The sequence below is a fragment of the Noviherbaspirillum autotrophicum genome (assembly GCF_000818395.1).
GTDB classification, from domain to species: Bacteria; Pseudomonadota; Gammaproteobacteria; order Burkholderiales; family Burkholderiaceae_D; genus Noviherbaspirillum; species Noviherbaspirillum autotrophicum.
Window position 1 is genome coordinate 718,530 of sequence record NZ_JWJG01000028.1, and the last position, 16,734, is coordinate 735,263.

General features: G+C 59.8%; 19 protein-coding genes and 4 tRNA genes. 17 read left to right on the plus strand and 6 right to left on the minus strand.

Features of this window, described 5'->3' with window-relative positions; genetic code table 11:
- Positions 1 to 33 precede the first annotated feature (33 nt).
- The gene (glmS, locus tag TSA66_RS04540) at positions 34 to 1,851 is read right to left on the minus strand and encodes a glutamine--fructose-6-phosphate transaminase (isomerizing) (RefSeq protein WP_040039158.1); all 1,818 of its coding nucleotides are present in this window, start codon (positions 1,849 to 1,851) and stop codon (positions 34 to 36) included.
- Between the two features lie 156 nt (positions 1,852 to 2,007).
- Between glmS and TSA66_RS04545 the strand changes: the two genes are divergently transcribed.
- Positions 2,008 to 2,481, plus strand: coding sequence for an Lrp/AsnC family transcriptional regulator (locus TSA66_RS04545; protein WP_040042203.1), 474 nt, complete (start codon positions 2,008 to 2,010; stop codon positions 2,479 to 2,481).
- A 67-nt stretch (positions 2,482 to 2,548) separates the two neighbouring features.
- On the opposite strand, the gene glmU is transcribed toward TSA66_RS04545, so the two are convergent.
- Positions 2,549 to 3,907 (minus strand): bifunctional UDP-N-acetylglucosamine diphosphorylase/glucosamine-1-phosphate N-acetyltransferase GlmU, encoded by a 1,359-nt coding sequence (gene glmU, locus TSA66_RS04550; protein WP_040039159.1) that lies wholly within the window; start codon positions 3,905 to 3,907, stop codon positions 2,549 to 2,551.
- 33 nt (positions 3,908 to 3,940) lie between these two features.
- Here glmU and TSA66_RS04555 point away from each other — a divergent pair, with 33 nt between their 5' ends.
- Positions 3,941 to 4,813 carry a DUF6279 family lipoprotein gene (locus tag TSA66_RS04555; protein ID WP_084199931.1) on the plus strand — a complete coding sequence of 291 codons (873 nt, stop codon included), beginning with the start codon at positions 3,941 to 3,943 and terminating at the stop codon, positions 4,811 to 4,813.
- A 66-nt stretch (positions 4,814 to 4,879) separates the two neighbouring features.
- On the opposite strand, the gene ttcA is transcribed toward TSA66_RS04555, so the two are convergent.
- The 3 genes from ttcA to TSA66_RS04570 are packed head-to-tail and all read right to left on the minus strand — an operon-like array spanning position 4,880 to position 6,989.
- The gene (gene ttcA, locus TSA66_RS04560; RefSeq protein WP_040039160.1) at positions 4,880 to 5,812 is read right to left on the minus strand and encodes a tRNA 2-thiocytidine(32) synthetase TtcA; all 933 of its coding nucleotides are present in this window, start codon (positions 5,810 to 5,812) and stop codon (positions 4,880 to 4,882) included.
- Between the two features lie 2 nt (positions 5,813 to 5,814).
- Positions 5,815 to 6,207, minus strand: coding sequence for a dihydroneopterin aldolase (locus TSA66_RS04565; protein ID WP_040039161.1), 393 nt, complete (start codon positions 6,205 to 6,207; stop codon positions 5,815 to 5,817).
- Positions 6,208 to 6,218: 11 nt separating this feature from the next.
- Entirely contained in the window at positions 6,219 to 6,989 is a 771-nt protein-coding gene (locus tag TSA66_RS04570; RefSeq protein ID WP_040039162.1) for an SDR family oxidoreductase, read from the minus strand.
- Positions 6,990 to 7,092: 103 nt separating this feature from the next.
- Between TSA66_RS04570 and TSA66_RS04575 the strand changes: the two genes are divergently transcribed.
- From TSA66_RS04575 to TSA66_RS04590, 4 genes are all read left to right on the plus strand, one after another.
- Positions 7,093 to 8,265: a class I SAM-dependent methyltransferase gene (locus tag TSA66_RS04575; protein WP_094299035.1), complete on the plus strand. Its 1,173-nt coding sequence runs from the start codon at positions 7,093 to 7,095 to the stop codon at positions 8,263 to 8,265.
- 34 nt (positions 8,266 to 8,299) lie between these two features.
- Positions 8,300 to 8,497 (plus strand): DUF2905 domain-containing protein, encoded by a 198-nt coding sequence (locus TSA66_RS04580; protein WP_040039163.1) that lies wholly within the window; start codon positions 8,300 to 8,302, stop codon positions 8,495 to 8,497.
- A gap of 36 nt (positions 8,498 to 8,533) precedes the next feature.
- On the plus strand, positions 8,534 to 8,731 hold the full coding sequence (locus tag TSA66_RS04585) for a DUF2905 family protein (protein ID WP_040039164.1): 198 nt from the start codon (positions 8,534 to 8,536) through the stop codon (positions 8,729 to 8,731).
- 80 nt (positions 8,732 to 8,811) lie between these two features.
- Positions 8,812 to 10,224, plus strand: a complete 1,413-nt coding sequence (locus TSA66_RS04590) for a DHA2 family efflux MFS transporter permease subunit (protein WP_040042206.1) — start codon at positions 8,812 to 8,814, stop codon at positions 10,222 to 10,224.
- 18 nt (positions 10,225 to 10,242) lie between these two features.
- Here the strand turns inward: TSA66_RS04590 and arsC are convergent, their stop codons facing one another.
- Positions 10,243 to 10,602, minus strand: a complete 360-nt coding sequence (arsC, locus tag TSA66_RS04595; RefSeq protein WP_040039165.1) for an arsenate reductase (glutaredoxin) — start codon at positions 10,600 to 10,602, stop codon at positions 10,243 to 10,245.
- 218 nt (positions 10,603 to 10,820) lie between these two features.
- Between arsC and TSA66_RS04600 the strand changes: the two genes are divergently transcribed.
- The 11 genes from TSA66_RS04600 to rplJ all read left to right on the plus strand — a co-directional run bounded on the left by TSA66_RS04600 (position 10,821) and on the right by rplJ (position 16,720).
- Positions 10,821 to 11,768, plus strand: coding sequence for a gamma-glutamyl-gamma-aminobutyrate hydrolase family protein (locus tag TSA66_RS04600; protein ID WP_084199290.1), 948 nt, complete (start codon positions 10,821 to 10,823; stop codon positions 11,766 to 11,768).
- A 155-nt stretch (positions 11,769 to 11,923) separates the two neighbouring features.
- Positions 11,924 to 12,009, plus strand: a tRNA-Tyr gene (locus tag TSA66_RS04605).
- Positions 12,010 to 12,049: 40 nt separating this feature from the next.
- Positions 12,050 to 12,123, plus strand: a tRNA-Gly gene (locus TSA66_RS04610).
- Between the two features lie 40 nt (positions 12,124 to 12,163).
- Positions 12,164 to 12,238 (plus strand) — tRNA-Thr (locus TSA66_RS04615).
- A 78-nt stretch (positions 12,239 to 12,316) separates the two neighbouring features.
- Positions 12,317 to 13,507: an elongation factor Tu gene (gene tuf, locus TSA66_RS04620; RefSeq protein WP_040038612.1), complete on the plus strand. Its 1,191-nt coding sequence runs from the start codon at positions 12,317 to 12,319 to the stop codon at positions 13,505 to 13,507.
- Positions 13,508 to 13,582: 75 nt separating this feature from the next.
- Positions 13,583 to 13,658: transfer RNA gene (locus tag TSA66_RS04625), tRNA-Trp, on the plus strand.
- Between the two features lie 33 nt (positions 13,659 to 13,691).
- On the plus strand, positions 13,692 to 14,075 hold the full coding sequence (gene secE / locus TSA66_RS04630) for a preprotein translocase subunit SecE (protein ID WP_040039166.1): 384 nt from the start codon (positions 13,692 to 13,694) through the stop codon (positions 14,073 to 14,075).
- An 11-nt stretch (positions 14,076 to 14,086) separates the two neighbouring features.
- Positions 14,087 to 14,647, plus strand: a complete 561-nt coding sequence (gene nusG, locus TSA66_RS04635; RefSeq protein WP_094299036.1) for a transcription termination/antitermination protein NusG — start codon at positions 14,087 to 14,089, stop codon at positions 14,645 to 14,647.
- 153 nt (positions 14,648 to 14,800) lie between these two features.
- Positions 14,801 to 15,232, plus strand: coding sequence for a 50S ribosomal protein L11 (gene rplK / locus TSA66_RS04640; RefSeq protein WP_040039168.1), 432 nt, complete (start codon positions 14,801 to 14,803; stop codon positions 15,230 to 15,232).
- Positions 15,232 to 15,927 carry a 50S ribosomal protein L1 gene (rplA, locus tag TSA66_RS04645; protein WP_040039169.1) on the plus strand — a complete coding sequence of 232 codons (696 nt, stop codon included), beginning with the start codon at positions 15,232 to 15,234 and terminating at the stop codon, positions 15,925 to 15,927. The genes rplK and rplA overlap by 1 nt, the downstream gene beginning before the upstream one ends.
- A 295-nt stretch (positions 15,928 to 16,222) precedes the next feature.
- Positions 16,223 to 16,720 carry a 50S ribosomal protein L10 gene (gene rplJ, locus TSA66_RS04650; protein ID WP_040039170.1) on the plus strand — a complete coding sequence of 166 codons (498 nt, stop codon included), beginning with the start codon at positions 16,223 to 16,225 and terminating at the stop codon, positions 16,718 to 16,720.
- The last annotated feature ends 14 nt before the right edge of the window (positions 16,721 to 16,734 follow it).

Here is a 16,734-nt window from a genome sequence, read left to right on the forward strand (position 1 = left end):
CCCTCGCATCAGTTCATCAACCCTTCTCGCCGTTTACTCCACTGTCACGGATTTTGCCAGGTTGCGCGGCTTGTCCACGTCCGTGCCGCGTGCCAGCGCCGTGTGATAGGCCAGCAGCTGCAGCGGCACCACGTGCAGGATCGGCGACAGGTGGCCGTAGTGTTCCGGCAGCCGGATCACGTGCACGCCTTCGCTTGGCGCGATGTGCGAGTCGGCATCGGCGAACACGTACAGCTGGCCGCCGCGCGCGCGCACTTCCTGTATGTTCGATTTCAGCTTTTCGATCAGCGCGTCGTTCGGCGCCACGGTCACCACCGGCATCTCTTGCGTCACCAGCGCCAGCGGTCCGTGCTTCAGTTCGCCGGCGGGATAGGCTTCCGCATGGATGTACGAGATTTCCTTCAGTTTCAACGCGCCTTCCAATGCGATCGGATAATGCAGTCCCCGGCCGAGGAACAGCGCGTTTTCCTTGCGCGCGAATTCTTCCGCCCACGCGATGATCTGCGGCTCCAGCGCCAGCACGGCGCCGACGGCGGCCGGCAGGTGGCGCATCGCTTTCAGGTGATCCGCTTCCTGTTCGTCGGTGAGCCGGCCGCGTACCTGCGCCAGGCAAAGGGTCAGCAGGAACAGCGCGGTCAGTTGGGTGGTGAATGCCTTGGTCGACGCCACGCCGACTTCGACGCCGGCGCGGGTAATGTAGGACAGCTTGCATTCGCGCACCATCGCGCTGGTGGAGACGTTGCAGATGGTGAGCGTGTTGACCATGTCCTGGCTGCGCGCATGCTTTAACGCGGCCAGCGTGTCGGCCGTTTCGCCGCTTTGCGAAATCGTCACGACCAGCGCGTTCGGGTTCGGCACGCTGTCGCGGTAGCGGTATTCGCTGGCGATTTCGATATTGACCGGCAGGCCGGCGATCGATTCGATCCAGTATTTCGCAGTCAGGCCCGCGTAATAGCTGGTGCCGCAGGCGAGGATCAGCACCGAGTCGATCTTGTTGAAAATGCGGTAAGCGTCATCGCCGAACAGCTCCGGACTGATGCCGGTGACGCCTTCGAGCGTGTCGCCAATGGCGCGCGGCTGCTCGAAGATTTCCTTCTGCATGTAATGGCGGTACGGGCCGAGCTCGGCGGCGCCGGTGTGGGCGTGCACGGTACGCACTTCGCGCTGCGCCGGCTTGCCCTCGCCGTCGACAATCCAGTAGCGCTGCAATTGCAGGTCGACCACGTCGCCTTCTTCTAAGTAGATGATCTGGTCGGTGGTGCCTGCCAGCGCCATGGCGTCGGACGCGAGGAAGTTCTCGCCATTGCCCACGCCCACGATCAGGGGCGAACCCTGCCGCGCGCCGACCACGCGGTGCGGTTCGTCGCGGCAGAACACGGCGATCGCGTAGGCGCCATGCAGGCGCTTGACCGCCTGCTGCACCGTCTCGAACAGGTCGCCGGTATACATATGGTCGACCAGGTGCGCGATCACCTCGGTATCGGTCTGGCTTTCGAAGACGTAACCGGCCGCGCGCAGCTCCTCGCGCAGCTCGTCGTGGTTTTCGATGATGCCGTTGTGGACCAGTGCGATGCGCTCGCGCGAGAAGTGCGGGTGCGCGTTATGCGAGGCCGGCGCGCCATGCGTGGCCCAGCGCGTATGCGCAATCCCCGTGAATCCCGCCAGCCCGGCCTTCTCGACCTGGGCCTGCAGCTCGGCCACGCGCGCAGTGCTGCGCGAGCGCTGCAGCGCGCCGTCGACATGCAGCGCCACGCCGCACGAGTCGTAGCCGCGGTATTCGAGGCGCTTCAAGCCTTCCAGCAGGATCGGGGTGATGTTGCGCTGCGCGACCGCGCCGACGATGCCACACATAACGTGCTCCTTCTTGAATTTGGTTAACAGCCGCTATCGTAGAAGAGAGTGTTTGAAATAAGTTTGCGAAATTGCAGAGAAATTGAACTATTATTTCTCTTGTGGAGAGCGGTGAAATATTATTTCAATAAAATTGAATAGGTTTAATTGGAATTCATGACTGAAGATGGTTTCATGCTCGACGATCTCGATCGCCGGATCCTGAATGCATTGCAGATAGATGCTTCGCAAACCAACAATGAGTTGGCCGCCAGCGTGCATGCATCGCCGCCGACCTGTCTGCGCCGCGTCAAGCGGATGGTCGATGCTGGCGTTATCCAGCGGCAAGTGGCGATTGTCGCGCCGGAAAAGGTGGGGGCGGGGCTGACGGCGCTCGTCGAGATCACGCTCGATCATCAGGCCGCGGAACGCATGGTGGAATTCGAGGCGCTGGTAGCCGGCGAGCCGGCCGTGCTGCAGTGCTACCGGGTGTCGCCCGGGCCGGATTTCGTGCTGGTGGTGCAGGTGGCCGACATGCCGGCCTACCACGCGCTGGCGCATCGCCTGTTTGCGTCCCATGCGAATGTGCGCAATGTGCGCAGCTTCTTTTCCATTCACCGCAGCAAGTTCGAGACGCGCATAGCGCTCTGAGACGGCGCCTGGCCTAACGCGAAGACGAGGCTTGCCCTCCGCACGAAGAGGCAAGCCGACCGTCGCATCACTTCTTTACTTTGACCGGCCGCTTCCAGCTGTCGATGGTCATCTGCTTGGCGCGCGAAAGCGTCAGCTTGCCTTCCGGCGCATCCTTGGTCAGCGTGGTGCCGGCGCCCAGATTGGCGCCTTTGCCCACGCGTACCGGCGCCACCAGTTGCGTGTCGCTGCCGATGAACACGTCGTCCTCGATGATGGTGCGGTGCTTGTTGGCGCCGTCGTAATTGCAAGTGATGGTGCCGGCGCCGATGTTGACGCGCGAGCCTACGGTGGCGTCGCCCACGTAGGCCAGGTGATTGGCCTTGCTGTGCGCGGCGATCTGGCTGTTCTTGACTTCGACGAAATTGCCGATATGGACATCTTGCGCCAGCTCGGTGCCGGGGCGCAGGCGCGCGTACGGGCCGATCTGCGATTCGGAGCCCACCGAGGCGTCCTCGATATGGCAGAACGGCTTGATGTTGGCGCCGCGGGCAATGCGCGCATCCTTGATCACGCAATGCGCGCCGATGGTCACGCCGTCTTCCAGTTCGACCTTGCCCTCGAAAACGCAGCTGACGTCAATGGTCACATCGCGCCCGCACGTCAGGGTGCCGCGCACATCGATGCGTGCCGGATCGGCCAGCGTCACGCCCTGTTCCAGCAAGACATTGGCGATATTGCGCTGGTGGATGCGCTCGAGCTCGGCCAGTTGCACCTTGCTGTTGACACCTAGCGTTTCCCATACTGCCGACGGCTGCGCCGACACGACGGCGACGCCATCGGCGACCGCGCGCGCGACGATGTCGGTCAAATAATATTCGCGCTGCGCATTATCGTTCGATAGCGTCGTCAGCCATTTCTTGAGCTGGGCGGTGGGCGCGACCATGATGCCGGTGTTGACCTCGCGGATCGCGCGCTCGGCCTCGGAGGCATCCTTCTGTTCGACGATGCCGACGATCTTGCCATCCTTGCGCACGATGCGGCCGTAACCGGTCGGATCGTCCAGCTCCACGGTCAGCACCGCCAACTTATCCGCGCCGGCGTTGTCCAACAGGCGTTGCAGCGATTGTCCGGTCGTCAGCGGCACGTCGCCGTACAGGATCAGGGTCGGCACATCGTCGCGCAGATGCGGCACCGCCTGCATCACTGCGTGTCCGGTGCCGAGCTGCGGCTCCTGTTTGGCAAAACTGATATCGGGAGCGCCGACCGCTTGCGGAACCGCGTCGCCGCCATGGCCGTAAATGACGCACAAGGCGCTCGGCGACAGGGCTTTGGCGGTATCGATCACATGCGACAGCAGCGGTTTTCCGGCCAATGGGTGGAGGACTTTCGGCAGTGCCGATTGCATGCGTTTGCCCATGCCGGCAGCGAGAATGACGACGTTCATAGAAGTAGAGGTGATGTGATACAAAATTTTATCATGCGATCCTGGCGCGACTTCTTTGCGAAGGTGAGTGTTTTTGCCCTGGCCTGCCTGCTAGCCGGATGCAGCGCGCTGCGCCTCGGTTATGCCAACGGCGAGAGCGTCGTCTACTGGTGGCTGGACAGCTATGTCGACTTTACAAGCGAGCAAAAGCCGTGGGTCAAGAACCAGCTCAGGCAGCTTTTCGCATGGCATCGCACGACCCAGCTGGCCGACTATGCGCGCTTGCTCGCGCAAGCGCAGCAAACCCTGCAGCGTCCGGTGACGCCGGCCGACGCGCTGGAAGAATACGCCGCCTTGAAAAAGCGCGCGATGCTGGGGACCGACAAGGCGCTGCCCGCGCTGGCCGACCTCGCCTTGTCGCTGCAGCCGGCGCAGATCGACCACTTGGCGAAAAAATTCGCGTCGAATAACGAAAAGTATCGTAAGGACACCCTGCAAGGCGACGTTGAGGACCGTCAACGCTTTCGTTTTAAGAAATTCATGAAACAGGCCGAGTACTGGTTCGGCGACTTCAGCGCGCAACAGGAGGCGCAACTGCGCGCCGCGTCCAATGCGCGCCCGCTCAATAACGAGCTGTGGATGGCGGATCGCCTGCAACGGCAGCAGGAGCTGATCCGGCTGCTGCGGAAAATTCAGGCGGAAAGGCCGGGCCGCGAAGTGGTGATGGCGATGCTGCGTTCGTATATCGCCTCGGTGTTCAATATTTTCACTTACGACGAACACAAGGCGTTTTTCGATGCCTCGCAGGACGCCCACGCGCGCCTGATCGCGTTGATGGTGAATGCCGCCACGCCGCAGCAGAAGGCACACGCGGCAAAGCGCCTGCAGAGCCTGATCGACGATTGCAGGACGCTGGCGGCGCACTAGGAAGCCGCCCGGGCTCGCCGGGTTGTCCGAAAAATGAAACCCGGCGCCGTAATGTAAGGTTACCGGTCAGTCCGCCAGATCGCCGAAGCGCATGATAGTGGCCGAAGGTGGGGCGCACGGTTCCTCGTCGAACGCGATATCGCCGTCGACCATGATCTCGCCGGTCAGCTTCAGGTCGGCAAAGCCGAACAGCTTGCGGTCCATCAGGTGCGACGGCACCACCGTCGACAGTGCCGAGAAAATATTCTCGACGCGGCCGGGGAATTTCTTTTCCCATTCGCGCAGCATCGCCTTGATCTGCTTGCGCTGCAGGTTTTCCTGGCTGCCGCACAAATCGCACGGGATGATCGGGAACTGCTTGACTTCGGCATAGCGTTCCATATCCGCTTCCTTCACGTACGCCAGCGGCCGGATCACCATGTGCTTGCCGTCGTCGGACTGCAGCTTCGGCGGCATGCCCTTGACCTTCGCGCCGAAGAACATGTTCAGGAAAAAAGTCTCCAGGATGTCGTCGCGGTGATGGCCTAGCGCGATCTTGGTTGCGCCCAGTTCGTCGGCCACGCGGTATAGGATGCCGCGGCGCAGGCGCGAGCATAGCGAGCAGGTTGTCTTCCCCTCCGGGATCACGCGCTTGACGATGCTGTACGTGTCCTGGTTCTCGATATGGAAGGGCACGCCGATCCTGGCCAGGTACTCCGGCAGCACATGCTCCGGGAAGTTCGGCTGCTTCTGGTCGAGATTGACGGCGACGATATCGAAATGGATCGGCGCGCGCTCGCGCAGCGTGAGCAGGATGTCCAACAGGCCGTAGCTGTCCTTGCCGCCCGACAGGCAGACCATCACCTTGTCGCCATCCTCGATCATGTTGAAGTCGCCGATGGCCTGGCCGACCAGTCGGCACAGCCGCTTGTGCAGCTTGTTGTTTTCGTAGGCGATCTTTTCCGCCTTCTTCGCGCTGATCGCCTCGCCAGCCGCGCCACTGTTGATTACCGATTCCATCTTTATTCCTTGATATGAATGACTTCCACGCCCACGCTCTCGCAGTCCGGATACACGTCCGGCTTCTCGGTCGACACCCGTACCGCGCGTACCTTCGGATGCGTCAGCATCTCGCGCGCGACGTCGTCGCACAGCGTCTCCTGCAGGTGGATATGGCCGCGCGCCATGCGCCGAGCAATGGTGTCGCGCATGAAATCGTAGTCGACGACTTCAACCAGGTGATCTTCCTTCGGCGTCGATTCCGCCAGCGGAATGAACAGATCGACATTGATTAGCACGCGCTGCTCGCCTTTCTTTTCGAAATCGTGAACGCCGATATTGATCATCACCTCGTAGTTGCGCAAGAAGAGGCGCCGGCAATCGGCAAGGCGGGGGTGCGAGAGAGAAGAGAGCATAGTTCAAACAGTTATTTGGCGATGAACATCACATCGCGTTGCAAGGGAATCAGGTGCTGGCCGCCGTCGACCAGCAGGGTGGTGCCGGTGATGGCCGGATTGGCGGCGACAAAACAGACGGCCGAAGCCACGTCGTCGGGTGTGCTGGAGCGGCCCAGCGGCGTCTTGGTATGGGCCTTGGCGAAGCCTTCCTCGGTCTGGTCGCCGGAAACCAGCGTAATGCCGGGAGCCACGCCGGCCACGCGAATCTTCGGCGCCAGCGCCTGCGCCAGCATGGTGGTCGCGGCCTGCAGCGCGGCCTTCGACAAGGTATAGGACAGGAAATCCGGGTTCAGGTTGAACAGCTTCTGGTCGAGCAGGTTGATCACGACGCCTTGCCCGCCGGCCGGCGTTGCCTCGTACAAGGCCTGTGCCAGCAAAACCGGCGCGGCCAGGTTGGCGTGCATGTGCGCATCGAGCCGCGCGAGCGAGAAATCGGCGGCGCTGTCGTGCTCGAACAGCGATGCATTATTGACCACGCAGCAAACCGGCGCGCCGATGGCTTGCCTTGCCTGCGGCAGCAGCGCCTTGACCGCTTCCGTGTCGCCCAGTTCGCACTGCAGCGCCACGGCGCGCCGCCCCAGTGCTTCGATGGCGCCCACGGTCGCCGCCGCGTCGTCTGCGGAACGGTGGTAATGGACCACGACATCCCAGCCGTGCTGAGCCAATGCGAGCGCGATCGTGCGGCCGATGCGCTTGGCCGCGCCGGTCACGAGTGCAACTTTTCTGGCGTCTGTAGTCATATGCGTGTGGTGTTTTGCGCCGGGGTTGCCATTCCATTCACAATCCGGCGCCGGCGCGCCGATTTATTACAAGCGGTGCGCCGATTTCAATACAATACCGGCTATGCAACTGCAATTGCCCGAACCCTCATTCGATGCGCTAGCCGCATCGCGCGCGCTACAAGACCGGATTGCCAACGATATTCGACGCAATTCCGGCTGGATTTCGTTTGCACAGTACATGGAGCTGGCGCTCTACGCGCCCGGCCTGGGCTACTACAGCGGCGGCGCGGCAAAACTCGGTAAAGACGGAGATTTTACAACCGCCCCCGAAATCACGCCGCTTTTTGGCGCTACCTTGGCGCAGGTCGTCGCCGACCTGATGGCGCAGACCAGTCCGCAAATCCTCGAATTCGGCGCCGGCACCGGTAAGCTGGCGCGCGATATCCTGACCGAGTTGGATGCGATGGGCTTCGCGGTTCACCGTTATTGCATCGTCGAAGTCTCCGGCGAACTGCGCGCAAGGCAGGAAGAAACGCTAAGAGGGTTTCCGCAGGTAATCTGGCTCGACCGCTTTCCCACCGCGTTTTCCGGCGTCGTGCTCGGCAACGAAGTGCTGGATGCGATGCCGGTCAACCTGGTGGTCAAGGCTGAGGCCGGCTGGCAGGAGCGCGGCGTGGCATTGTCGCCAAACGGTTTCGCCTTCCAGGACCAGCTGTGCGATGCCGCACTGGCTGCCGCGGTGGCAGCACAGATTCCGCACGCCGAAGAACTGCCGCCTGGCTACGTCACCGAAGTGCATCCGATTGCCGCCGGCTTCATGCATTCGCTGGCCGCAATGCTCGAAGCCGGATATGACGAGTCCGGCCATGGCGGCGCGGCGCTCCTGATCGATTACGGCTTTCCCGTGCACGAGTATTACCTCGATCAGCGCGCGCAGGGCACCTTGATGTGCCATTACCGCCACCATGCGCATCCCGATCCGTTCTATCTGCCCGGATTGCAGGACATCACCGCGCATGTCGACTTTACGTCGATGGCGCGCGCCGCCATCGACGGCGGCCTAGACTTGCTCGGCTATACCAGCCAGGCCGCATTCCTGCTCGATGCCGGCATCGGCGATCTGCTGCTGCGCACGTCCCCGGACGACTTGTTGCGCTACCTGCCGCAGGCGAACGCGGTGCAAAAACTGATTTCGCCGGCCGAGATGGGCGAATTGTTCAAGGTGCTGGTGCTGGGCAAGCACGCGCAGCTGCCGCACAAGTTCGCCCGCAACGACCGCAGCCACCGTTTATGAGCATCGCTTTCACTCTCTTTTCCCAGAGCCTCATATGATCCGTTGGGTTCTCGCCATTTTCATTGCTCTGGTCATCTTCTCGTCGCTGCTGCCCTGGCTCGAAAAGCTCGGCATCGGCCGCCTGCCAGGCGACCTGCGCTTCACCGTGTTCGGCAAAAAGTTTTTTCTGCCGTTCGCTTCCACCATCTTGTTGTCGCTGGCGGTCGTGCTGCTCGGGCGCCTGCTGAAATGAGTACGATCGGCGCGTCCATATGACACAAGGGATGCAATGATCCGCTGGGTCGCCGCGATATTCCTCGGCTTATCCGTGTTCTATCCGCTGTTGCCGGGATTGGAAAAGCTCGGCGTCGGGCGTGTACCGGGCGATGTTCGCTTTCGCCTGCGCACGATCGTCTTTTGCCTGCCATTCGGCTCGACCGTGCTGTGGTCGGCGCTGGCGTTTCTGATCGCGCAGTTATTGAAGTGACTTTTTTGCGGCATCAACGCACTCGGCCGCAAACCAATATACTGTTGAGCCTTATCTCCGGCGCGGCATTTCATAACAAGATGCAACCCACTCTGGAACAATTGCGCGAACGCTACGGTGCGCGCTACAAGTGGCTGGTCCTGTTGACCGTCATGATCGGCACCATGGCGTCGATCATGTCGTCGACCATCGTCAACGTCGCTGTACCCGACTTGAGTCATCACTTCGCGCTCGGCCAGGAACGTGCCCAATGGGTGTCGGCCGGCTTCATGCAGGCGATGACGCTCTCGATGCTGACGACGCCCTGGCTCCTGCTGCGCTTCGGCCTGCGCCGCACTTATACAGGCGCCATTCTGCTGCTGCTGGCCGGCGGCGTCATCGGTGGCTTCAGCGTGAACTATCCGATGCTCTTGTCGATGCGCGTGGCCGAAGGCCTGGCCGCCGGCATCCTGCAGCCGATTCCCTCCATCGTGGTGTTTCGCGCGTTCGACAACAAGCAGCGCGGCACGGCGATGGGCATCTTCGGCTTCGGTGTGGTGCTGGCGCCGGCCATCGGCCCCAGTCTGGGCGGTTTTCTAGTCGAGCATTTCGGCTGGCGGTCGATTTTCTTTGTCGTGGTGCCGTTCTGCCTGGTCGTGCTGCTGATGGTGCGTCGCCTGCTGGCCGTTAACTCACCGTTCATGGGAGAAGCCAAATCGCTCGACTGGAAAGGGCTGGCGCTGGCCACGGTGTGCATTACCAGCTTGCTGAACGGGCTGGTGCAACTGCATCACGACCTGGCGCGGGCGGCTGGCTTGCTGGCGCTTGGCGCGGCTACCCTGGCGGGCTTTGTCGCCTACCAGCGCCGCGCCGAGCATGGCTTGCTGAATATGAGCTTGTTTCGCTATCGTCAATTTGCGATGGGCGCACTGGTCGCCTTCATCTACGGCGCAGGCCTCTTCGGCTCAACCTACCTGCTGCCGGTCTATATGCAGATGGCCTTGAACTACGCGCCGTCGCAGGCGGGATTGGTGTTGCTGCCGGCAGGGATTGTCTTGGCCGTGACGATCATCTTTGCCGGCAAGCTGTCGGACTGGGTTGCGCCGAATCTGCTGGTGTCGTTCGGCCTCATTTTGCTGGCGCTGTCGTTAGGGTTGATGGCGCTCGGAAAAATCGCAACCGGCTATTTCACCTTGATCGCGCTGGCTATTCTCGGACGCATCGGGCTGGGGTTCGTGCTGCCTTCTCTAAGCCTGGGATCGATGCGTGGTGTCGACGTCAGCCTGATCGCCCAGGGCGCCAGTGCCATCAACTTCCTGCGCCAGCTCGGCGGCGCCATCGGCGTTAGCCTGGTAGGTATCGTGCTGGAGTGGCGGCTGTCGCTGTACCCGACCGTCGCGCCGGAAGTGAGCCTGCGCGCATTTAACGAAACCTTCCTGCTGGTGGCGCTGATCTGCGCCAGCGCCGTTCTGGCCGCCTGGCGCATGATGCCGGTGCACCGGCCTGCCGAGTGAGGTGCGCCGCGCGATCGATCAAGGCACTTGCAGGAACGCGGTTAACAGTTCCGGCGGACGGGCAATCACCGCGCGACCGCGGAATTCGACGATGGGGCGTTGCAGTAGCCTGGGATGCGCCGCGATGGCGCGCAGTAGCGATTCGTCGTCGGCTTGCGCGAGATGGAGCGCACCGTATTCTTCCTCATTGGTACGAGCCATGTCGCGCGCGCTGCCGCCCAGGCGCTGATGCAGGGATTGAAGCTGGGCCAGATCGGGCGGCGTTTTCAGGTATTCCACCACGTTGAGCGGCAGGCGATTCTTGCTGGTGAACTGTTCGACCAGTTCCAAGGCTTCGCGCGATTTTGAGCAGCGCGGATTGTGATAAATGGTGATCATGTTGGCGTCTTGAGTAGATCCTTGTGCATATCGGCCGCAATCTTATTACAAGCGTCATCGATGCGCTGACTGCAAATTGAACCTGCCGGGCAATAAATTGGTCAGAGTCAATACTTCCAGCGCCAATACACCGCTACGCGCTGCCCTATACTGATTGTATTATTTGCCACGATTGCCCGGAATGGACCGGCCAGCGTACGTGGCGCTGACCCGACCTTATGCCCCAAGAGAAGAACGATCCATCTGCTGATTTTGCTAATTCATCTGCGGCCGGAGCCGCTCGCCCAAGCGCGCATGCGCGACGCCATGATTCGCCATGGGCGTTGACGCAGCGCGTCATTTCGGCGCGGTTCCAGGCCTTGTCCGACAAGGTGCTGCGCCGCCTGACTCAGCGCACCCTGAAAATCGGGGTATCGGCCCGAATTTTTCATCCCGAAATGGGTGCCAAGGGCTTGCGCAGCAAGACGCTGCAGTACCTGGAAGAGTCGATCGCCCAGTGGGTGATGTCGCGCGACGTCATGGTGTTCATGATCCCGACCGTGAACAACAATAGCCTGCTTCACCCCAGCAATATTCGCTTGCGCGACTATGCCAAGCACCTCGACGGTCTGGTCTTGCAGGGCGGTGCCGATGTCTCGCCGCAAACCTATTCGGAAGCCGCGACCCGCCCCGAATGGAGTGGCGACCGGGCGCGCGACATGTACGAGCTGGAGCTGCTGCATGAATTCGTCGAAGCAGGCAAGCCGGTGCTCGGCATCTGCCGCGGCTGCCAACTGATCAATGTCGCCTTCGGAGGCACGCTCTACCAGGACATTGCCTCGGATGTGCCGGCGGCCATCGAGCATGTCAATGACTTGTACGACAGTCATTACCATCCTATTCATTTTCGCCAAGGGTCGTCGCTCGCCTCGATGTTTCCGGCCAAGCCAGATGCGCTGGTCAACTCGATTCATCACCAAGCGGTCAAGGATCTGGGGCGCGACCTCGTCGTGGAGGCGGTGTCCGGACCCGACAGCATTGTCGAGGCCATTCGTTATCAAAAGGCGCGCTTTGTGATGGGACTGCAGTGGCACCCGGAATTCCATCGCGGGCGCAGCGCCGAATTGTTGGACTGCACGCCGATTCTGGACGATTTCCTGAGGGCGGCACGCGACACGCGGTTCTGACGAAGGTGTTCGTGTCCAGATCCTTGTTGGCCCATTTTATTGCGAATATTTCAATAAAAATATGGGGGCATGCTGCCTTTTTGAAAAATTGCCGTCCAAACTCTCATTTCAGTTGACAAGTGAAAGGGTCTCTACTATAGTTTGGGGTTCCCTGCGGAGGGGTGGCCGAGTGGTTAATGGCAGCAGACTGTAAATCTGCCCTCTTACGAGTACGCTGGTTCGAATCCAGCCCCCTCCACCAGCAGTAACGCAGGAAAATTGTGCGGCTGAAGAGGTTCCCTGCGGGTGTAGCTCAATGGTAGAGCAGAAGCCTTCCAAGCTTATGACGAGGGTTCGATTCCCTTCACCCGCTCCAGTTTTTGGTTGAACGTAGCAACGATACGGACAGCAAAAATGCCCTTGTAGCTCAGTGGTAGAGCACTCCCTTGGTAAGGGAGAGGCCACGTGTTCAATCCACGTCAAGGGCACCAGTTTTCTTAGGTGTATCCATACAGCAAGACAGTCGGGCACGTGCCTAGACATTCTCATCAAATCGTTAGGAGTCGAAAATGGCAAAAGGCAAGTTTGAGCGGACAAAACCGCACGTGAATGTGGGCACGATTGGTCACGTTGACCATGGCAAGACCACGCTGACTGCAGCAATTGCAACCGTGTTGTCGTCGAAGTTCGGCGGCGAAGCGAAGAAATACGACGAAATCGATGCGGCGCCGGAAGAAAAGGCACGCGGCATTACGATTAACACCGCGCACATCGAATACGAAACAGCGAACCGCCACTACGCCCACGTGGACTGCCCTGGCCACGCCGACTATGTGAAGAACATGATCACCGGCGCCGCGCAGATGGACGGCGCAATCCTGGTGTGCTCCGCCGCCGACGGCCCGATGCCGCAAACCCGCGAGCACATCCTGCTGGCCCGTCAGGTTGGTGTGCCGTACATCATCGTGTTCCTGAACAAGTGCGACATGGTCGACGACGCCGAGCTGCTCGAGCTGGTCGAAATGGAAGTGCGTGAGCTCCTTTCCAAGTACGAATTCCCGGGCGACGATCTGCCGATCATCCGCGGTTCGGCTAAGCTGGCGCTCGAAGGCGACAAGGGCGAGCTGGGCGAGCAGGCAATCATGAAGCTGGCCGATGCGCTGGATTCCTACATCCCGACTCCGGAGCGTGCCGTGGACGGTACCTTCCTGATGCCGGTGGAAGACGTGTTCTCGATCTCTGGCCGTGGTACCGTGGTGACCGGCCGCGTTGAGCGCGGCATCATCAAGGTCGGCGAAGAAATCGAAATCGTTGGTATCCGCGATACCGTCAAGACCACCTGCACCGGCGTGGAAATGTTCCGCAAGCTGCTCGATCAAGGTCAGGCAGGCGACAACGTCGGCGTGCTGTTGCGCGGCACCAAGCGTGAAGAAGTCGAGCGTGGTCAAGTGCTGGCCAAGCCGGGTTCGATCAAGCCGCACAGCCACTTCACCGGCGAGATCTATGTGCTCTCCAAGGATGAAGGTGGTCGCCACACCCCGTTCTTCAACAACTACCGTCCGCAGTTCTACTTCCGTACCACGGACGTGACTGGCGCGATCGAGCTGCCGAAGGACAAGGAAATGGTGATGCCGGGTGATAACGTCTCGATCACGGTGAAACTGATTTCCCCGATCGCGATGGAAGAAGGTCTGCGCTTCGCAATCCGCGAAGGCGGCCGTACCGTCGGCGCCGGCGTCGTTGCCAAAATCATCGAGTAATACCTGACTGTGCGCTGCGATGGTGGGAGTTAATCCGATCTCGCAGCGATGTCAATCAAGCAAAGTTTTACGCGTAGGGGTATAGCTCAACTGGCAGAGCGTCGGTCTCCAAAACCGAAGGTTGGGGGTTCGATTCCCTCTGCCCCTGCCACCGATAAGGCCGCAGGGCACGAAAGCAAAGCGTATGTCTAACCACCCCGTCGAAACTGTCAGCACATCGAGCGACAAGCTCAAAGTTGTTCTGGCAATCTGTGCCGTGATTGTGGGTGTCGTCGGCTTTTATTTTCTGTCCGATAAGCCTACTCTGGTGCGCGCCGGCGCATTGGTCGCCGGCCTCATAGTCGCAATTGCAATCGCTTGGACGTCCGATCCGGGTCGAAATTTCCTTGGTTTTGCCAAGGAGTCCGTGCGCGAGACCAAAAAAGTCGTTTGGCCAACACGTAAAGAAGCCATGCAGATTACCGGCGTCGTATTCGGTTTCGTTTTGCTGATGGCAATTTTCCTGTGGGGCACCGATAAAATTCTTGAATTTGTCTTGTACGACCTGATCTTGGGCTGGAAGAAATAATGAGCGAAAACATGCAAGATACAGCGCCCCGCTCTGGCGGCAGCAAGCGCTGGTACGTCGTGCACGCTTACTCCGGCATGGAGAAAAGCGTGCAACGTGCTTTGATGGAGCGCATTGAGCGCGCCGGTATGCAAGATAAGTTTGGCCAGATCTTGGTTCCGACGGAAGAAGTCATCGAAGTCAAGAACGGCCAAAAATCGGTTACTGAACGTCGTTTCTTTCCAGGCTATGTTCTGGTTGAAATGGAAATGACAGATGAAACTTGGCACCTCGTAAAGAACACGAGTAAAGTCACTGGTTTCATTGGTGGAAAGTCCAACAAGCCAACGCCGATTCCGCCGCATGAAGTCGACAAGATTCTGCATCAAATGCAGGAAGGCGTTGAAAAGCCGCGCCCGAAAGTGTTGTATGAAGTGGGTGAGTTGGTACGTATTAAGGATGGTCCTTTCACTGATTTCAACGGCAACGTTGAAGAAGTCAACTACGAGAAGTCGCGCGTGCGCGTCTCGGTCACCATCTTCGGTCGCGCCACTCCGGTCGAACTAGAATTCGGGCAGGTCGAAAAGGTTTAATCTGCCACGGTTCAATTATTTGCAGTATGCGCCCTTAGAGCGTCGCACGCTTTGTCGCCTGTGGAATCTAAATAGCAGTAAACCGAGGAGCCCCAATAGCCAGTCGAGCGACGAGCAAACAGGCGCTAACACTCAATCAACGTAGGAGCCATCATGGCAAAGAAAATCATCGGTTTTATCAAGCTGCAAGTGCCGGCTGGTAAAGCCAACCCGTCCCCCCCGATCGGTCCGGCGCTGGGTCAGCGCGGTCTGAACATCATGGAATTCTGCAAGGCGTTCAACGCCCAAACCCAAGGTGTCGAGCCGGGTCTGCCGATTCCTGTCGTGATTACCGCTTTTGCCGACAAGTCCTTCACCTTTGTGATGAAGACCCCGCCGGCAACGATCCTGATCAAGAAGGCTGCTGGCATTCAAAAGGGTTCGGCCAAGCCGCATACTGACAAGGTCGGCAAGATCACCCGCAAGCAAGCGGAAGAAATCGCAACAACCAAGATGCCGGATCTCACGGCAGCTGACATGGACGCTGCCGTGCGCACGATCGCCGGCTCCGCTCGCTCCATGGGCATCACGGTGGAGGGTCTGTAATGGCTAAGTTGTCCAAGCGCGCAAAAGCAATCAAGGCAAAAGTTGACCGCACTAAGCTGTATGCATATGACAACGCAATTGCGCTGATCAAGGAATGCGCGACTGCCAAGTTCGACGAGTCGATCGACGTCGCAGTGCAGCTCGGCGTTGACGCCAAGAAGTCGGACCAAGTGGTTCGCGGTTCCGTGGTTCTGCCGGCTGGCACCGGTAAGACTGTTCGCGTTGCGGTGTTTGCTTCCGGCGACAAGGCTGAAGCAGCAAAAGCAGCAGGTGCAGACATCGTCGGCATGGAAGACCTGGCCGACCGCATCAAGGCTGGTGACATGCCTTTCGATATCGTGATCGCTTCGCCTGACACCATGCGTATCGTCGGTACGCTCGGCCAGATCCTCGGCCCGCGCGGCATGATGCCGAACCCGAAGGTCGGGACCGTGACTCCGGATGTGGCAACTGCTGTGAAGAATGCGAAGGCTGGTCAGGTGCAGTACCGTACCGACAAGGCAGGCATTATCCATGCGACGATCGGCCGTAAGTCGTTCGCCGACGCCGATCTCAAGAGCAACCTGTTGGCTCTGATCGATGCGCTGAACAAGGCCAAGCCGGCAACCAGCAAAGGTGTTTACCTGCGTCGCGTTGCAATTTCGTCGACGATGGGCGCGGGTGTTCGCGTCGATCAGGCGAGCCTGGCTGCCTAAGTAGTGAATTAAGACCTCATGCCCAAAGCGGCATGAGGCGAATCTTTGGGCTGGACCTGCTTCGGCAAGATGGAAGTAGGGCCAGATTATCAAAGACCGTTGGGCGGCGTGCATGTGGTTGGTGCGCAAAGTTAAACACCGGCAGAGCAAATCTCCGGCACCCAACGCAGATGGTGTACCCGAACAAGTTTTGTAGTCTCAACGCTGGTTTGCCAGTACTGAACTCCTAAACTTCGGACGCCGTGTTCGAACCGATGTGAGGTGTTTTACCAAACATCATTTTTGGAGGTTGATCTTGAGTCTCAATCTGAATGACAAGAAGGCCGTCGTCGCCGAAGTCTCCGCAAAGGTAGCAACTGCGCAGACCATCGTCGTGGCCGAATACCGTGGCATCCAGGTTGGTCACTTGACGCAACTGCGCGCCAAAGCGCGTGCCCAAGGTGTGTACATGCGCGTGTTGAAAAACACGCTTGCACGTCGCGCCGTCGAGGGTACGCCGTTTGCTGGCCTCGCCTCCGAAATGACCGGCCCGTTGATCTATTCGATCTCCGAGGACGCCGTTGCAGCTGCCAAAGTCGTTCACGACTTTGCCAAGGGCAACGACAAGCTGGTTGTTAAGGCAGGCAACTACGCAGGCAAGTCGCTCGACAAAGCGGGCGTTGCTGCGTTGGCTAGCATTCCGAGCCGTGAAGTCCTCATCTCCCAGTTGCTGGGTGTTATGCAGGCTCCGGTTTCCGGCTTTGCCCGCGCCTTGGCTGCCCTCGCAGCGAAGAAGGAAACCGAAGGCGCGTAAGCCTTTTGTTCCTT

What these genes read in the sequence shown, in the direction of transcription:
- TSA66_RS04600 (WP_084199290.1), top strand. Translation starts at nt 10,821, where the DNA reads ATGCCCCAAGAGAAGAACGATCCATCTGCTGATTTTGCTAATTCATCT.
- secE (WP_040039166.1), top strand. Translation starts at nt 13,692, where the DNA reads ATGTCTAACCACCCCGTCGAAACTGTCAGCACATCGAGCGACAAGCTC.
- tuf (WP_040038612.1), top strand. Translation starts at nt 12,317, where the DNA reads ATGGCAAAAGGCAAGTTTGAGCGGACAAAACCGCACGTGAATGTGGGC.
- arsC (WP_040039165.1), bottom strand. Translation starts at nt 10,602, where the DNA reads ATGATCACCATTTATCACAATCCGCGCTGCTCAAAATCGCGCGAAGCC.
- glmU (WP_040039159.1), bottom strand. Translation starts at nt 3,907, where the DNA reads ATGAACGTCGTCATTCTCGCTGCCGGCATGGGCAAACGCATGCAATCG.
- TSA66_RS04590 (WP_040042206.1), top strand. Translation starts at nt 8,812, where the DNA reads ATGCAACCCACTCTGGAACAATTGCGCGAACGCTACGGTGCGCGCTAC.
- TSA66_RS04565 (WP_040039161.1), bottom strand. Translation starts at nt 6,207, where the DNA reads ATGCTCTCTTCTCTCTCGCACCCCCGCCTTGCCGATTGCCGGCGCCTC.
- TSA66_RS04570 (WP_040039162.1), bottom strand. Translation starts at nt 6,989, where the DNA reads ATGACTACAGACGCCAGAAAAGTTGCACTCGTGACCGGCGCGGCCAAG.
- rplA (WP_040039169.1), top strand. Translation starts at nt 15,232, where the DNA reads ATGGCTAAGTTGTCCAAGCGCGCAAAAGCAATCAAGGCAAAAGTTGAC.
- TSA66_RS04545 (WP_040042203.1), top strand. Translation starts at nt 2,008, where the DNA reads ATGACTGAAGATGGTTTCATGCTCGACGATCTCGATCGCCGGATCCTG.
- nusG (WP_094299036.1), top strand. Translation starts at nt 14,087, where the DNA reads ATGCAAGATACAGCGCCCCGCTCTGGCGGCAGCAAGCGCTGGTACGTC.
- ttcA (WP_040039160.1), bottom strand. Translation starts at nt 5,812, where the DNA reads ATGGAATCGGTAATCAACAGTGGCGCGGCTGGCGAGGCGATCAGCGCG.
- rplK (WP_040039168.1), top strand. Translation starts at nt 14,801, where the DNA reads ATGGCAAAGAAAATCATCGGTTTTATCAAGCTGCAAGTGCCGGCTGGT.
- TSA66_RS04580 (WP_040039163.1), top strand. Translation starts at nt 8,300, where the DNA reads ATGATCCGTTGGGTTCTCGCCATTTTCATTGCTCTGGTCATCTTCTCG.
- TSA66_RS04585 (WP_040039164.1), top strand. Translation starts at nt 8,534, where the DNA reads ATGATCCGCTGGGTCGCCGCGATATTCCTCGGCTTATCCGTGTTCTAT.
- glmS (WP_040039158.1), bottom strand. Translation starts at nt 1,851, where the DNA reads ATGTGTGGCATCGTCGGCGCGGTCGCGCAGCGCAACATCACCCCGATC.
- TSA66_RS04555 (WP_084199931.1), top strand. Translation starts at nt 3,941, where the DNA reads ATGCGATCCTGGCGCGACTTCTTTGCGAAGGTGAGTGTTTTTGCCCTG.
- TSA66_RS04575 (WP_094299035.1), top strand. Translation starts at nt 7,093, where the DNA reads ATGCAACTGCAATTGCCCGAACCCTCATTCGATGCGCTAGCCGCATCG.